Origin of the sequence: Amycolatopsis sp. GM8 (assembly GCF_021653975.1) — a bacterium.
Classification (GTDB): Bacteria; Actinomycetota; Actinomycetes; order Mycobacteriales; family Pseudonocardiaceae; genus Amycolatopsis_E.
In genome coordinates, this window is record NZ_JAJKFK010000003.1 from 171,087 (window position 1) to 186,418 (window position 15,332).

Consider the following 15,332-nt stretch of genomic DNA (forward strand, 5'->3'; position numbering starts at 1 on the left):
CGCGTGCGGGCTGGCCGCCGCGTGGCTGCCCGGTGGCGCGGTGCGGCCGGACCGGCCCGATCTCGACGTGCTCTTCGGGGTGGCGGGGCTGGTGCCGTCCGGGCCGTACCGAACTCGGTTTCGGTGGTCCTCCAGACCTCGTCGGCGCTCACCTCGGGCGGTTTGGACTGGACCACTGCCGGCCCGGCGGAGGGGCAGCGATTGACCGCCTCGACCCGGCCCGACGGCACCACCTCGTGGACCGGCGTGGTCCGGCTGCCGAAGCCCCGCCTGCTCGCGCCGTTCCGGTTCGTCATCAGCGAACAGGAGCAGTACGCCGGCGGCGGCCGATTGGTCTACAGCGACGCGATCCGGCTCTGACGCGGGCGGCTTGTGCGGCGTTCAGCGGCTCCGCTCGGCGATGGCCATCGCCCAGGTGTAGAAGGCCGCGGGGTCGCCGAGCGTCGCTTGCAGAGCGGGGTTGACGAGGGGTCCGGTGGCGGCATTGAGGAGGTCGAACAGGCCCAGGTCGACCCATTCCCAGAGCATGCTGTCGAAGTTGTAGGCCCGCATGAGCGGGGTGAGCCGCTGCCGGATCTCGGTGATTTCCTCCTGGGACAGCCCGGCTTTGTGCAGCCGCTCGTCGGTGGCGCGCTCGTCGTCGGGATCGAACCAGGTGTCGAGGAACGGCTCGAGCAGGTCCGACCAGATCCAGGGCCGGCGTTTCGTGGTGACGTCGTTGCGCCGGCAGAACTCTTCGAGTTCGGGTTCTTGCGCGCGCGGGACGAACAGGGTTTCACCGAGCGTGGTCCGGATCTCGGGCGGCCACGCCTTGGGGTCGGCGTCCCGGATCCGCGCGAGCGTGAGGACCCCGGCCGGGTGCACCGTCGCGCCGGGAAACTCGTACCGCGCGAACACGATGTGGTCTTCGGCGAAACTCACGTCCATACCATCAGGATGGCGCCTGCCCGCCGGATCGGGAAGGCGCCGGGAGATGGCCTTCGTCATGTCTTGACCAGCCCAGAAAAAAGCAGGCCCGGGCCCCCAAAACCACAGGAAGCCCGGACCTGTTTGTGGGGCACACTCAGAGGCCGAGGCCCAGGTGGTCGAGCGGGTTGTCCGTGCCGTGCTGCAGGTCGAGGTTGTCCGCCGCGTGGCTGACGACCGAGGTGACGTGGCTGTCGACCGTGCCGACGCCCTGGTGCAGGTCGGCGACGTGCGAGTCGCCGAGTGCGCCCAGGGTGTGGTCGACGACTGGGCCCGCGACGGGCAGGTGCGACGTGACACCGGCGGCGGTGCTGGTCACCGAGGTGACGGCGTCGTGCGCGACCGGGACGGCCGGGAGCGCCGACACGGCCGGCACGGCCGGCACGGCCGGAAGCGCGGCAACGGCCGGGAGGGCCGGCAGCGCCGGGAGCGCGGGCAGGGCCGGGGCGGCCGGCACGATGGCCGAAGCGTGGTCCAGCGTGTCGGACAGGTCGCCGGCCGCGCCGAACTCGCCGCCGTTGAAGGCCTCCGCCAGGAGCTGGCCGCTGTGCACGCCGGTCGGGGTCGAACCCAGGGTCTCGTTGCCGATGCCGAGTACGGCACCGCCCTGGAGCTGGACCTGGGTGGCCAGGTCACCGAGCGGGGCACCGACACCCGGCAGCGCGCTCACGGTGTCGATCGCGGTGTGCGTCAGCAGGGCGTCGCCGAGGTGGTTCGTGGCGGCGTCGACGATGGAACCGACGAGCTTGCCGTCGGACACGTGCTCGTGCACAGCGCCGGCGGTGTTCGCCAGGTCGATGTCCTCGGCGTCGACCAGCGGGCCGACCAGCGGCACGCCGTCGACGGCACCGGCGACCTCGTGCACCAGCCCGGAGGCGGTGTGCAGCGCACCGTCGGCGACGGTGTTCACACCGGTCGCGCCGGCCAGGTTGCTGGTGGCCTCGAACACGCCACTCAGGTTCGGCAGGCCGCTCAGCGCGCCCGCGGCGACGTGCGAAACCTCGCTCACCACGGGGGAAGCGGCCGAGCTGGCGGTGACCACGACGTTGTCCAGCGTGCTCGCGACGTCACCGTTGGCGGCGAAGGAGCCCAGCGCTCCGGTCACCGAGACCGGTGCGGTGTCCATGACCAGCGGGAGGACGTCGGAAACGTCCGCCGGGGTCACGTCGGCCAGCCCGACGGCGTTCAGCACACCCTGCGGGTTGGCGTCGAAGTCCGCCAGAGCCTGCGGGTCGCTCAGGAGGTTCAGTACGAATTCGTGCAGTGTCTGCACCGGGCCCATAGTTCTTCTTCCCTCGGAATAGCCACTTGACGAGCAGTTCGGACAAGATCAAGAGACCTCGCCTCGCCGGAGAGGCTAGACCCGGTAGTGTCTCAGCGTCATCGGGGATCACTCCGAGTCTCCGGGCGATGCCACTAGGGGACCGGATGGCCCACCGACTAGGGGCACTAGGGCTAACCGATCGGTGACGGGGGGTTACCACGACCATGTCCTACCCGCGTGGTCCGGGAACGGCGCACCAGCTCATCGCGACGGACGAGGCCCGGCGGCTGACGAGTGCCGTCGAGGCCGATCCGCTCGCCCCTGTCCGCGCCGCGATCATCGCTCCCGGCGGGTACGGCAAGACCGCGCTACTCGGCGAGTTGCGCCGCCTCTTCCAGCACGCCGGCGTGCCGGTGCTGGGCCTGCGCGAAGCGCTGGCCGACACGGCCCGGCGCCGCCAAGCCGCCGTTCTGGTCGACGACGCGCACCGGCTCCCCCACGACCAGGTGGAACAGCTGGTCGAGCTGGCGATGGACGACGAGACCCGGCTGGTCGCCGCCTACCGGCCGTGGCCGCGATCGTCCCCGCTGACGGAACTGACCGGCGTCCTGGAGCAGGCGGTACTGCTGCGGCCATTGGTCCACAGCGCCATCGCGCAGCGGGCCACCGCGGTGCTCGGCTCGGAACCGCCAGCGGGTCTAGTCGACCTGCTCGACGAGTACACCGGCGGTGTGCCGCGATACGTCGATCGTGTCCTGCTCGCACTCCGTGGCACCCGCGCGGAAGTCCCCTTCCCGGTGCCCGAAGCGGCCATCGCGCGCTTCCAGCCCGACCTCGACGGGCTCGATCCCGGCGTCCACCGGCTCCTGCTCGGCAAGGCGGTCGCATCGGGGCTGCACGCCGAGACACTTACCGCGTTGCTCGAACTCGACGTGGACACCGCGTCCGAACTGACCGACGGTGCCCGCGCGACCGGGATGCTCGACCGCGGCGGTGCGCTGCTGCCCATCGCCCGGCAGGCCATCACCACGCTCAGCCCGGCCGAGCGCACACTCCCCGTGCAGCGGCAGCTCATCGAGGCGCAGCAACGACGGGGCGGCCCGGTGCTCGCCCTCGTCCGGCCGCTCCTGGGCACCGGTGTGGTCGGCCTCGGCGCAGGGTTCGAGCAGGCCGGCGACGAGGCGCTCGCCGAGTCGCCGGAATTGGCGGCGGAACTCTATGCCGCCGCCATCGCCGCCGGCGCGCCCGCCACCCCACTGGCCGGCCGCCGGGCGGGGGCGGCAGCCCGCAGTGGCGACTTCGACACCGCGCTGCGGCTGGCCGACGGCGTGCTGGCCGGAACGGACGAGACGGACCGGGCGCACGCCGCCAATGTCGCGGGCGCCGCGCTGGCACACCGCGGCCTGCTCGCGCCCAGTACCGAGCTGCACCGGTGGTCCGGATCGCCTTCGGGAGCGGCGTTCGCGGTGATCGGCCTGATCGGAACCGGCCAGGTGAAGGACGCCGAACTGCTGCTCGCCGAGCACCGCCAGAGCGGTCCGCCGGTGCTGGCGACCAGTGCCGCCACCCAGATGGCGCGGGGTGTCCACCAGTCCGTGAAGGACAGTGCCGCGACCGCGCTCGCCACCCTCACCCGCGCGTCGTCGATGCTCGAACCGGTGGGGCGCACGGAACTGCTGCCCGACACCCCCGCCGCACTGGCCGCGCTGGTGGCCCTGCATTCCGGTGAGTTCGTGGTCGCCGACCTGGTGCTGGAGCGGGCGATCGGCGCGGCGACGGGCGGAACGCTCGCCGTCCCCCGGCACCGGCTGCTGCAGGCGTGGGGCGCGATGCTGCGCGGAGACGTCGGCACCGCGCGGACGAAACTGGCCGAGGCCGGTCAGGAGCTGGAGCTTCGCGACGCGCTGACGGCCTCGGCGGTGCGGGTCGGGATCGCCCGCCGGGAAAGCGATCTCGCTACCCTGCGGAACGCTTGTGAGCAGGCCTGGGAAGTCGCCCTCCGGCATCCCGTCGACCTGTTTTCCTTACTACCACTGGGAGAGCTGACCGTGGCCGCGGCCCGGCTCGGCACACCCGGCCGGCTCGCCCCGCAGCTGGCCGAAGCCGAGGTCCTGCTCGGCCAGCTGGGCAACCCGCCGTTGTGGGAGGCCACGTTCCGGTGGAACCGGATGCACGCCGCGATCGCCGGTGAGCAGCTGGACGCGGCCGAAACCCAGGTCGCCGCGCTGGCCGCGATGGCCGGCCCGCACCCGTACTTCGCAGTGCTGGCAACGGCTTCCCGGTGCTGGCTCAAGGTCCTGACGGGCGACATCGACCCCGCGGAGGTGGAAGCGGCGGCGCGCGGCCTGCACGATGCCGGGCTGCGCTGGGACGGACCGCGGCTCGCCGGGCAGGCCGCGATCCGCACCACCGATCGCAAGGGAATGCTGCGCCTGCTGGACTGCGCCCGCGTCCTGCAGGGCAACGCGGCGCGGCAGGACGCCGAAGCGGCTGGCCGGGACAAGGCGCCGCGGGCGGCCAGGCTCAGCGACCGGGAGCGGGAGGTGGCCGAACTGGTGGTGGCCGGCCACACCTACAAGGAAATCGGCCAGCGCCTGTTCATCTCGGCGAAGACCGTCGAGTACCACGTGGCCCGGATGCGGCAGCGGTTCGGCTGTGAGTCCCGCGACGACCTGCTGGAACAGCTGCGCGTCCTGGTCGGCGCCAGACCGGCGTCCTGAGCCACCTACATCGGTGCGTCCGCCAATGCCGCCGGCGGCGAATAGATGGTGCAGGCGATGTCGCCGTGCCGGGTCGGTACCAGCACCGTGCTGGTACCGGCCGGGAGACCGGCGTACTCGCACCGAACTTTCCGAGCGTGGTTGGCGAGCGCGAGCCGCACGCGCGCCACGAAATCGGCCACTACGGGTACCGACAACACGGACATGGCCGGAGTTTGGCAGTTCTGATCACCCGGGGGGAATACGGCAGTGGGGTGGGTGCCGGGCACCGGGAACCACCCCCCGCGCCCATCACCCCAGGTCGGTTAAAACCGTCTTGGTCTCCAGGTAGTTATTGAACACCGCGGCGCCCATCTCCCGGCCCCAGCCGGATTCCTTGTAGCCGCCGAAGGGCAGCGAGGCGTCGAACACGTTCCAGGTGTTCACCCACACCGTGCCCGCGCGCAGCCGCCGCGCGGTCCGGTACGCCTTGCCGATGTCACGCGTGAACACGCCCGCACCCAGCCCGTAGTTGGTGTTGTTCGCGGTGGGCAGCACATCGGTCTCGGCGTGGAACGGCGCCGCCGCCACCACCGGGCCGAAGATCTCCTCCCGCACCGCGGTCATGTCCTCCCGGGTGCCGGTGAGCACGGTCGGCGCGACGAAGTACCCGCGGTCGCCGACCCGGTCGCCGCCGAAGATCGTGGCGCCGTCGTCGCGGCCGGAGCGGATGTAGCCGGTGACCCGGTCGAACTGTTCCTGCGACACCAGCGGGCCCATCGAGGTCTCCGGGTCCAGCCCGTCGCCGACCTTGATCGACCTGGCCTGTTCGGTGATGCCGGCGACCACCTCTTCGTAGACGGGTTCCTCGACGTAGAGCCGGGACCCGGCGACGCAGCACTCGCCCTGGTTGAAGAAGATCGCGTGCGCCGAACCGGCGATCGCCTTGTCCAGGTCGGCGTCCGCGTACACCACGTTCGGCGACTTCCCGCCCAGTTCCAGGCTGACCTTCTTCAGGTTGCCGGACGCGGCCTGCACGATCTCGCGGCCGACCTCGGTCGATCCGGTGAACGCGACCTTGTCCACATCGGGATGCGCGGCCAGTGCGGCGCCGGCCTCGCCGAACCCGGTGACGATGTTCAGCACCCCGGCCGGAACCCCGGCCTGCATCGCCAGTTCACCCAGCAGCAGCGCCGACAACGGGGTCTGCTCGGCGGGCTTGAGTATCGTCGTGTTGCCGGCGGCCAGCGCCGGGCCGAGCTTCCACGCGGCCATCAGCAGCGGGAAGTTCCACGGGATGATCTGCGCGCACACCCCGACCGGCTCGCGCAGGGTGAAACCCAGGTACTGCGCGGGATCCAGGCCCGACACGGGGATGGTGGCGCCCTCGGTCTTGGTGGCCCAGCCGGACATGTAGTGGAACAGGTCCGCGGCCAGCGGCACGTCGGCGGCCTTGGCCACCGCGTACGGCTTGCCGTTGTCCAGCGATTCCAGCAGCGCGAAGTCGTCCAGGTGCTCCAGGATCAGGTCGCCGAGGCGGTGCAGGATCCGGCCACGCGCACCGTGCGGCATCCGCCGCCACGGCGCGTTCTCGTCGAACGCGGCACGCGCGGCGCGCACCGCCCGGTCCGCGTCTTCCTTGTCCCCCTGGGCGACCGCCGCCAGCGGTTCTTCGGTGGCGGGATTGAGGGTGTCGAACGTCCGCCCGTCCGCGGCGTCCACCCACTCTCCGTTGATCAGCATTTTCCGGCTGAGCGATTTGACGAGTTCGCCTACCCGGCTCTCGTCGACGGCAAGGGTCATCGTTGACCTCCTCGATCACAGACCCGCGGCTTGTTTCCGCACATTCGGTGTGTTATCCATCACAACACCGCATCCGCGGATTGTCTATGCCTCCGGACCCGCACTTACCCGACTCGGTAGCTCGAAGCGGCCGAAGAGCGCTGGATCGCTGAACAGGGTGATGCGGGTGAGGTGCGACCGGGTGGTGGCCAGGACGACGATCGCGAACGGGCGGTAGGTCCCGTCGGGGGCACGGTGGTAGGCCGCCGCGGCCAGTTGTCCGTTGGCCCGCAAGGGAAGCATCGCCCAGTCCCCCGGCCGGCCGATGGCCTGGCTGGCGATGAACGGCAGGCAGGTGGCCTTGCCGGAGAACCAGGTCGTGGTCCCGGTCATCTCGAGCGTGGCCTCGTCCGCGAGCAGGCGCTGGATGGCGGCGACATCGGACTGTTCGAACGCGGCCAGATAGCGATCGAGCACCCGGCGGGCGCCCTCATCCGTCGGCTCGGCGATATCGGCGTCGCTGGGCGCGGCCGCCGCAAGACGAGCCCGGCCGCGCTGCAGCAGGCTCTTCACCGCGGCCACCGACACGTCCAGCACCTCGGCCGCTTTGGCGGCGGGCAGGTCGAGCGCCTCGCAGAGCAACACGGCGGCCCGCTGGCGGGGTGGCAGCAGTTGCAACGCCGCCACCAGGGCGAGGCGGACGCGGTGCCGGGCGGCCACCACCTCGGCGGGGTCGGACAGCTCGTCGACGACCAGGCGATCCGGGACCGGCTCCAGCCAGCTCACCCCCGCCGGCGCGGGTGCGGCGGGCGCCTGGGGGTCGTTCGACGGTGGCGCGATCCCGGACGGCAGCGGACGCCGCCGGGCGCGGTCGAGTGCGCTGAGGCAGACGTTGGTGGCGATCCGGTACAGCCAGGTGCGCACCGACGACCGGTGCTCGAACCGGCCGAACGCCTGCCAGGCCCGCAGGTAGGTGTCCTGGACGAGGTCCTCGGCGTCGCCGGCCGAGCCGGTCATCCGGTAACAGTGCGCGAACAGCTCCCTGCGGTAGGGCGCGGTCGCCGCCTCGAACTGGTCGGTCTTCGCCTCACTCATGGCCACGTCACATGCTGACTCGCCGGCCCGCCGAAAAGAATCGGTCCGCGGCCGATTCTTCGGGGCCGGCGGCCGAGTCGGTACGGGCATGACTGATCAAACCTTCCTCGATCCCTATCCGCTGGGCCGCCCCGGCGAGGCCGCGCGGCAGAGCGCCGCCCGGATTTTCGCCGGGCCGCACCTGTCGATCCTGTCGACCACCAACCCGGACGGCTCACCGCAGAGCTCGGTGATCCTCGTCAAACCGGACGGCGGCGACGTCCTGTTCAGTACCATCGAGGGCCGCCGCAAGACGCTGAACATGCGACGCGATCCGCGAGTGAGCCTGCTGGTGCACAGCCTGCCGGGCGGCGCGGAGTTCACGTACGCGGTCATCTCGGGCGCCGTCGAGCTGATGGACGATCCCGATGGTGGCTTCCACCAGGTGATGTACGACCTGCACATGAACGGCGCGACCCCGCCACCCGAACCCGGCGCGCACCGGCTGATCGTCCGCCTGCGGCCGGCCCGCGTCTACGCCCCGCCGGTTTACGTCGGGCAGGGGTAACGCCTTCATTCCCGGCGCCGACTACGGGGTGTCGCCACCAGGGAAGGCTCGAAATGACAGTGAACAACAGTGGCTGACGGCAACCCGGTTCCCCGGCGATCGGCCGGCTCCGTGGCGCTGGCGATACTCGCCGTCGTCGCGGTGCTCGCGGCGGTGGGCGTCGTCGTGTTCTTGTTCCTGCAGCCGCCGAAGCACAGCATCGCCGGAGCACCCGTAGGGGTGCGCGCTCCCCTGCCCACCACGACGTTCAGCCCGGCGCCTCCCTCCACATCGGACAGTTCGACAACGCCGCCGGAGTCGTCCTCCACGCCCACGACGGCTCCGGCGGACCCCGCGACGGTCGTGCAAAACTTCTACGCGGCGATCAACGGCGGGGACTACCAGACGGCCTGGGATCTGGGCGGCCGGAACCTCTCCCGCTCCTACACCAGCTTCGCGAGCGGGTTCGCGAACACCGTCCACGACGACCTGACGATCACCGGGACCAACGGAAACGTGGTCAGCGTCGTCGTGGTCGCACAGGAATCCGACGGCCGCGCCCACACGTACACCGGTTCCTACACGGTGGAGGACGGCGTGATCCAGCGCGGCACACTCCGCTGAGCGGCCTCCCGCGTCAGGCGCGCTTGAGCGTGAAGAACTCCTCCTCATCCGTGGACGGCGCCGGGCGCCGCGTGGGTGGCGCCTCAGCCGGCTGGGGCTCGTCGAGGGCGAGGTACTCTTCGATCGCGTCGGCGACCGCGGGCACGCACCCGGCCCGCACGGCACGCAAACCCTCGCGCAGGACCGCGTTGCCGGCTTCCACGCTCAGTCGCCGGATCTCCGCGGCGAGCGCCTCCGGGCCGAGTTCGATCCCCTGCTCGGCGATCTCCAGCTCGACCAGTTTTCCTTGCACGTCAACAGAAACGGCGACGTGCTCGCTACGTGCCCGGCCACGGACATCCGCGATCCCGGCGGCCAGCCCGAGCCGGTCCGGGATCTGCTCGGCGATCTCGATCAGCTCGTCGATAGTGCGCTCGTCTTCCATCAGACCCTCCAGCGTTCCGGCGTGGTCCCCTCGGCCGCCTCGGTCAGCGCGGCGTCCTGGGCCAGCCCCAGCACGGCGGCGTCGGCCTCGGTCAGCCCATCGACGGCCATTTCGTGCTTGGCACGCTGGTTGGCCCGCGCGGTCGCTTCGTCCACGACCGCGAGAATGGTGCGAGCCAGCCGCGTGCCCCCTGCCCGCAGCGCTTCCGGGGTCAGCTCGATCGAACGAAGCGCGCCGCCGGGCGCGACCTCGACCGAAACCCCGTCCTGCCGCGCGTTCGCCGTGATCGTCATTTCGGATGCACCCCGCCGTAGAACCGGTGCGCGTCCCGCGGCAGCACGTAGGTGTGCCGCATGACCTGGTCGCTGGAGTTGCCCTCGATCGTGGTGATCTTGTTCCCGTCGACCTTCTCGATGATCCCGATGTGCTCGCTGCCCGCCCACGTCGGGCCGGTGCCGAACAGGATCGTGTCGCCGGGCCGGGCCTGCTTCGCGATGTCGCCGCGGTCGTAGGCGCAGTGGTTCCGCTCGCCCCACTTGTGGACGTCGCCGGTGAAGCCGTACTTCGGGATGTTCACCCCCGCGTCGCGCCACATCGAGGTGGCGAAGTACGCGCACCATGGCTGACCGGTCGGGCCCCATTTGTTCCGGTTGTTCGGCCCTTCGTGGTAGCCGAGGTTCTTGCGGGCGTCGGCCAGGATCTTGTCGACCTTCGCCGAGTGGCTCGGCTTCGTGGCCGGCTTGTGTCCTTTGTGGACCTCGTGCGGCGGCTTCGGCTCGACCGGTTTGTGGTGCGCCTTGCCGGGGTCGCCGACCCCGTCGGCGTTCAGATCCTTTTCCAGCGCACGGAGTTTGCGCGCCGCCTCTTCCATCTCCTCGCGCGCGCTCTTGAGATGCCCGGAGGATTCCTTGATATACCCACCCACCAGGTCGGTGATCTCCCCGATCACCTTCAGCAGCGCGCCCGGCGAGCCCGAGCCCGACAGTGCGGCTTTGAGCAGGCGCTCGGCCCGGTTGACGAACTCGTCGACGAGCGAGCCGGTCGCGCTGTGCCGGGCGGCGAGCGCGTCGGTGACCTCGGCGACGATCTTCGCGCCGCGCGCGCTCGCCTCGGCCGTGGTGGTGACGTCGTCACCGAACTTCGCGGACTTGCCTTCGAAGCTCGTCGCGGCGGTGCTTTCCCAGTGCGTCAACAGGGACTGGGCCGCCTTGCGCTGGGTGTCGTGCTGTTCCATCATCGCCGACGCGGCCGAGTGCAGCGCGTTCTGCGCGGTCTGCGAATCGCCGGCCCGGCCTGCCAGCTTTCCGTGGTGTGTCTTGAGTTCGCCCGCGAACAGCGTGGCGATACCTGCCGTGTCCATGGTCCTCCCCCGTTCAGCCCAGCACGCTCGAGATATCGGCGCCGGCGATCTCGTGCATCGCGGTGTCGTCCTGCGCCTGGTAGCTGTGTCCCGCCTTCGTCGTCAGCTCGCCGAGGTTCCGCGCGCCGGTCGCCGTGGTCTTGACCTGGGCTTCCAGCGAGCGGCTGAAATCCCCCAGCGCGTCGGCGAATCCCGTCTCCGCACCGACCTGGCCGAAGCTGTCCTTGGCGATACCGGTCACCTTCCGCACGGTCCGAGTACCGATCTCCCGCAGTTTCGCGGCGACGTCGTCGGCCTTCTTCGCGTAGCCGCGGAACTGCTCCGGGTCCGCCTTGAAGCCGTTTCCCTTGTGATGTGCGGGTTTGTGCTCGTGCTTGACGGGACTCTTGCCGTGATGCTTGGTGACGTCCTCCGCGGCCTTGCGCGCGGCGGCCAGATGCTTCTTGTACGCGCCGTTGGTGTAGGTCGACCACGGCTCGAACGACTTCCCGTGACCGGAGATCGCGTAGGCCGCCTTGGCGTTGTGATCCGGATCGAACAGTTCCTTGTTCGAGTCCAGATCGAACTCCTTCCGCCGCGTCGGTCCCAGGTCGCCGATCATGTTGACCTGCCACAGCCCGTAGGAGTTGTCCGGCGGGGTTCCATTGTGCGCGCCTGCGTTTCCGCTGGACTCGGCGAGCGCCACGGCCACCGCCGTGGTGAGCGCCTGACCGCGAAACCCGGCGCGGTAGGCGTGCTGTGCGATCTGCTCGGCGGTCAGCCTGCTCATCGGTTCACCTCCATGATGGTTCCTGCTCCTCTCGTCTCATCGCGCACGCGGTCGATCAGCCCGGCCATCCGCGCCGCGAGCCACGCCCCGTCGGCGGGCGTGACGGTCACCCAGTTCTCCCCCGCGGCCGGCTGGACCGTCGCCGCGTACCGGCCGGCCTCGGTGTCGAACCAGGCCAGCACCGGCGACCGGCCGCCCGGCCCGTTCGCGGCGACCTGGCCCGACCGGATCCGCGGCGCCTCCACCAGTGCCGACAGCGCACGGAGTTCGCGCCCGGCGACGTTCGCCTGGGCCAGCGCCCACTCGAACCCCGAGTGGCCCTTGGTGGCGAACGCGTCCACCGCCGCGGAGAACGCGGCGCGGGTCAGCCGGACCGGTTGCCCGGGGCCGGGCGCGGCGTCACCGATGATGTCGGCGACGATCGGGACGAGGTCCGCTGGGGCGATCGGCCGCAGGGCCAGTTCGGTGTGGTCGAGCACGGCGAGCACGGCTTCCCGGCGCCCGGCCGCGGCCAGCAGCCGCAGCGACACGTCACCGATCAGCAGCGCGTCCAGCGACAGCACGGGGTTTCCGAGGAGGCTCAGCTGCGCCACCAGTTCGGCGGCGACCGTCTCGGCCACGATGAGGCCGGCCGCGTCGAGGCTCTCGAACACCTGCCCGCCCAGCTCGTCCCGCTCGGCCATGGTGCGGCCGTGCGACGGGACCGACAGCGGGTACGGCGGTTCACCCGGCTCGAGGTCCGTCCACAGTAGATCGAACTCCAGGTGGGACAGGACCACTCCGTCCACCCCGGTCATCCGGCGTGCCACCGCGGCTCCCCCCGCTCACTCGCCGAGCACCGGCGGGTACGCCGGCGGCAGATCGTCAAGAAGGTCCAGACCACTGTCGGTGGCGTAGCGGTTGTGGTGCTCACCCGCGTCTTCGCCCTGCCGGCCGGCCGCACCGGGCGGCATCATCATCCCGGCGCCGCCACCGCCCCGGGCACCCGCGGCAGCCGCCGCGGCCGCACCACCGGGACCGGCCGGGCCGGTGGGCAGGGCACCGCTGCCGACACTGCTCCCGGCGCCCAGACCAGCGCCGCCCGCACCGCCGCTCACGCCCGGCACCGAGCCTGCCCCGGCACCGAAACCGCTTGCGCCGGAACCGAAACCGCCGGTCGCCGGGACACCCGTCGCCGCCGAAGCGGACGTGCCGTCGTGGCTGTCACCGCTGCCGCCTGGCGCTTGCGCCGCGGGTGGTTCGACGCCCCAGCCGGGTTGATCTCCGGTGACCACCTCGGGCGCGTCCGTGAACGACGGCAACTTGTCGTGCACGCCTTTGCTCGCCGCCTCGTACCGGTCCATGACCCGGACGGCTTCGGCCTTGGCCCGGTCGGTCTCGCGCTGGGTCGGCAGGTGATCGTCGAGCAACTGGTCGGCGAGCACCGCCGCGTCCGGGCCGCTCGCCTTGACGTCGTAGCCTTCGCGGAAGTGGCGTTCGGCCGAGTAGTACACGGGTTCCGGCATGTGGTTGCGCGCGTTGACGATCGCGTTCGTGTAGGTATCCAGGCCGTCGCCGACCTCGCGCACGCCCGCGCTCGCTTCGGCCGCCCACGCGGTCAGCTTCGACGCGGAACTCGCCGCCTGCACGGCCGAATCCCCGCGCCAGGACAGCAGGAGCTTCTGGACGGTCTTGTGCACCTCGGCGGTAGCCGAATCGACCTGGACCGCGAGCGCCGCCCAGCTGTGCGCCGCGCTCCCGAGCGCGGCCGGGTCGGCGGTGTGGATCATGTCCCAGAGCTGCCGGTGTTCGTAGGCCGCCCAGTTGATCTTGCCGAAGGAGGCGTCGCGCTGGTTGGCCCGCTGGATGCGGTCCAGCCGCCGGATCCGCGCGCGCTGCTTCGCGGACATCGGGTGATCATCGCCGTAGTAGCGGTGTTTGCGGTGTGTGTTGTACGGAAGATCGCCGGCCGCCATCAGGTCATTCCCCCAGCTCGCCGTTCAGCGTGGCCATGATGTCCTTGGCGTTCGCGTCGTTTTCCGCGTGCCCGGCCGCGGCCTGGCGGATCGCGTCGCGCAGCGCGCCGAGTTCGTCGAGGTAGCTCCGCAGCACCGCCTGGACTCCGGTGTCGGCCGAACCGCGCTGCCCGAACGCCTTGCGCAGGTGGCCCGACACCGGGCCGGTGCCGTCGCGTAGCGGCGCTTCGAGATCCTGGGCCTGCGCCAGCAGCTGGGACAGCTCGTCGGAGCGCCGCCGCAGTTCGGCGTCCGCGGCTGCGATCTCACCCGGGTCCAGCTCGATGCGGCCGCCGTCGCCGACCAGCTCCGCCGTGCCGGCGCCGGACGGTTCGCGCACCTCATCGGCCTTGAGCACCTTGCCGGGGTGGTGCCGGGCCGCCTCGCGGTGCGCTTCCTGGAGCAGCCGCCTGGCGTCCGCTTTGTCCCGCAAGCGATGCGCGTCCATGCCGGCCCCTTCCGGCCCGGCGCGCTTCGGCGCCGAGGCCGGACCAGTATGACAACAAGGGACCGGGTGTCACATGAAGTTCGGCAATTTCGTGCAGCGAGTTCGCCGGCGTCACCAAAGCACGGGAACGTCGTCCACGCCGCCGGTGAACCGGTTCGAGCGGCTTTCCAGCTTCTCCACGTCAACGGCGAGACGCAGGTCCGGGAACCGGCTGAACAGCGCCACGAACACCGTCCGCAGCTCGGCGCGCGCCAGGTTGGCGCCGAGGCAGAAGTGGGCCCCGTGACCGAAACCGAGGTGGCCGGTGGGCGCGCGGTCCGGGTCGAACTCGTCGGGATCGGCGAAGATCGCACCGTCGCGATTGGCGGCGGTGCTGGCGATGAGCACGGCGTCGCCGCGCGCGATGGTGACCCCGCCGATCTGGACGTCCTCGTGCGCGTACCGCGGCTGGCCGACGCCGCCCGGTGCGGCCATCCGGACGATCTCCTCGACGGTCGCCCGCACCCGGTTCCCGGGGTCAGCGGTGAACGCGTCCCGGCGGCTCGGGTCGGTCAGCAGGAACAGCACCCCGAGATCGATCCTGGTGGTCGTCGTCTCGTGCCCGGCGAACAGCAGGATGCTGGCGAGGAACGCCACCTCGTCGTCGCCGAAGGTGGGATCTTCCGCTTGCGCCGCAACGAGATCCGACACGACGTCAGCGCCCGGGTGCTGACGCTTCACCTCGGCCAGGCGAGCCATGTACGCGTTCAGTTCCGCCATCGCCGCCTGCGCGTCGGCGCCGCCGTCGAGCATGCTGATCCGGTCGGACAGCCCCCGGAAATGGTCCCGGTCCGCGGCGGGCACGCCGAGCAGTTCGCAGATCACCAGTACCGGCAACGGAAACGCGAGCAGCTCGTGCAGATTGACGGGTTCGCCCGGCGCCGCGTCGTGGGCGGCCTGCAGGTCGTCGAGGCAGCGGTCGGTCAGCTCCTGGATCCGGTCCGCCAGCGCGCGCATCCGGCCGGGCGTGAACGCGGGCGCCAGCAGCCGCCGCATCCGCTCGTGCCGGCGCCGCTCGTCCTCGAACGAACCCAGCGGCCCGGCGAACATCGCCGCCCGGGAGATCTTGGCCGCCCGCTCCGGTTCGGGATGCGACAGCCCGAACCGGCGGTCGGCGAAGATCTCCCGCGTCTCCTCGAAAGCCGTCACCAGCCAGGCGGGGTCACCGGCCGGCGTCCGCACCTTCGTCAGCGGAGCCTCGCGCCGCAACACGGCATACAGCGGCGCGAGGTCGAGTACGTTCGGCCGCGCGAAGGGCAACCGGGGCAACGGCATGGTCATACCCGACACGAAAACACGGACCGGCGGCGGCGATCATGCCGATGCGACAATCGAATGGCTG

The 15,332-nt window shown here is 71.1% G+C and carries 17 protein-coding genes; 4 read left to right on the forward strand and 13 right to left on the reverse strand.

Going from position 1 to position 15,332, the window contains the following annotated elements:
* The first annotated feature begins 123 nt into the window (after positions 1–123).
* Positions 124–360: a hypothetical protein gene (locus tag LOZ83_RS13950; RefSeq protein ID WP_236790956.1), complete on the forward strand. Its 237-nt coding sequence runs from the start codon at positions 124–126 to the stop codon at positions 358–360.
* A 21-nt stretch (positions 361–381) separates the two neighbouring features.
* Here LOZ83_RS13950 and LOZ83_RS13955 read toward each other — a convergent pair whose 3' ends face one another.
* Both LOZ83_RS13955 and LOZ83_RS13960 read right to left on the reverse strand, forming a co-directional pair.
* Entirely contained in the window at positions 382–927 is a 546-nt protein-coding gene (locus LOZ83_RS13955) for a hypothetical protein (RefSeq protein WP_236790957.1), read from the reverse strand.
* Between the two features lie 136 nt (positions 928–1,063).
* Entirely contained in the window at positions 1,064–2,239 is a 1,176-nt protein-coding gene (locus LOZ83_RS13960) for an IniB N-terminal domain-containing protein (protein ID WP_236790958.1), read from the reverse strand.
* 215 nt (positions 2,240–2,454) lie between these two features.
* Here LOZ83_RS13960 and LOZ83_RS13965 point away from each other — a divergent pair, with 215 nt between their 5' ends.
* Entirely contained in the window at positions 2,455–4,950 is a 2,496-nt protein-coding gene (locus tag LOZ83_RS13965) for a LuxR C-terminal-related transcriptional regulator (protein ID WP_236790959.1), read from the forward strand.
* A gap of 5 nt (positions 4,951–4,955) precedes the next feature.
* On the opposite strand, the gene LOZ83_RS13970 is transcribed toward LOZ83_RS13965, so the two are convergent.
* The 3 genes from LOZ83_RS13970 to LOZ83_RS13980 all read right to left on the reverse strand — a co-directional run bounded on the left by LOZ83_RS13970 (position 4,956) and on the right by LOZ83_RS13980 (position 7,806).
* A complete protein-coding gene (locus tag LOZ83_RS13970) occupies positions 4,956–5,156 on the reverse strand; it encodes a hypothetical protein (protein WP_236790960.1) in 201 nt (66 codons plus the stop codon).
* An 85-nt stretch (positions 5,157–5,241) separates the two neighbouring features.
* Positions 5,242–6,732, reverse strand: coding sequence for an aldehyde dehydrogenase family protein (locus tag LOZ83_RS13975; RefSeq protein ID WP_236790961.1), 1,491 nt, complete (start codon positions 6,730–6,732; stop codon positions 5,242–5,244).
* 84 nt (positions 6,733–6,816) lie between these two features.
* On the reverse strand, positions 6,817–7,806 hold the full coding sequence (locus tag LOZ83_RS13980) for an RNA polymerase subunit sigma-70 (RefSeq protein ID WP_236790962.1): 990 nt from the start codon (positions 7,804–7,806) through the stop codon (positions 6,817–6,819).
* Between the two features lie 88 nt (positions 7,807–7,894).
* On the opposite strand from LOZ83_RS13980, the gene LOZ83_RS13985 reads away from it, so the two are divergent.
* Together LOZ83_RS13985 and LOZ83_RS13990 are read left to right on the forward strand one after the other, a co-directional pair.
* Entirely contained in the window at positions 7,895–8,353 is a 459-nt protein-coding gene (locus LOZ83_RS13985; protein ID WP_236790963.1) for a PPOX class F420-dependent oxidoreductase, read from the forward strand.
* Between the two features lie 69 nt (positions 8,354–8,422).
* Positions 8,423–8,956: a hypothetical protein gene (locus LOZ83_RS13990; RefSeq protein ID WP_236790964.1), complete on the forward strand. Its 534-nt coding sequence runs from the start codon at positions 8,423–8,425 to the stop codon at positions 8,954–8,956.
* A gap of 13 nt (positions 8,957–8,969) precedes the next feature.
* Here LOZ83_RS13990 and LOZ83_RS13995 read toward each other — a convergent pair whose 3' ends face one another.
* From LOZ83_RS13995 to LOZ83_RS14030, 8 genes are all read right to left on the reverse strand, one after another.
* Positions 8,970–9,380 (reverse strand): hypothetical protein, encoded by a 411-nt coding sequence (locus tag LOZ83_RS13995; RefSeq protein WP_236790965.1) that lies wholly within the window; start codon positions 9,378–9,380, stop codon positions 8,970–8,972.
* Entirely contained in the window at positions 9,380–9,673 is a 294-nt protein-coding gene (locus tag LOZ83_RS14000; RefSeq protein ID WP_236790966.1) for a YbaB/EbfC family nucleoid-associated protein, read from the reverse strand. Before LOZ83_RS14000 ends, LOZ83_RS13995 begins: the two co-directional genes overlap by 1 nt.
* On the reverse strand, positions 9,670–10,740 hold the full coding sequence (locus LOZ83_RS14005; RefSeq protein WP_236790967.1) for a CHAP domain-containing protein: 1,071 nt from the start codon (positions 10,738–10,740) through the stop codon (positions 9,670–9,672). The genes LOZ83_RS14000 and LOZ83_RS14005 overlap by 4 nt, the downstream gene beginning before the upstream one ends.
* Before the next feature lie 13 nt (positions 10,741–10,753).
* Positions 10,754–11,509, reverse strand: coding sequence for a transglycosylase SLT domain-containing protein (locus tag LOZ83_RS14010; RefSeq protein ID WP_236790968.1), 756 nt, complete (start codon positions 11,507–11,509; stop codon positions 10,754–10,756).
* A complete protein-coding gene (locus tag LOZ83_RS14015; protein ID WP_236790969.1) occupies positions 11,506–12,318 on the reverse strand; it encodes an ESX secretion-associated protein EspG in 813 nt (270 codons plus the stop codon). The genes LOZ83_RS14010 and LOZ83_RS14015 overlap by 4 nt, the downstream gene beginning before the upstream one ends.
* A gap of 15 nt (positions 12,319–12,333) precedes the next feature.
* Complete coding sequence (locus LOZ83_RS14020) at positions 12,334–13,464, reverse strand: PPE domain-containing protein (RefSeq protein WP_236790970.1); 1,131 nt, start codon at positions 13,462–13,464, stop codon at positions 12,334–12,336.
* A 4-nt stretch (positions 13,465–13,468) separates the two neighbouring features.
* Entirely contained in the window at positions 13,469–13,951 is a 483-nt protein-coding gene (locus LOZ83_RS14025) for a hypothetical protein (protein WP_236790971.1), read from the reverse strand.
* Between the two features lie 111 nt (positions 13,952–14,062).
* Positions 14,063–15,271: a cytochrome P450 gene (locus tag LOZ83_RS14030; protein WP_236790973.1), complete on the reverse strand. Its 1,209-nt coding sequence runs from the start codon at positions 15,269–15,271 to the stop codon at positions 14,063–14,065.
* Between the last annotated feature and the right edge of the window lie 61 nt (positions 15,272–15,332).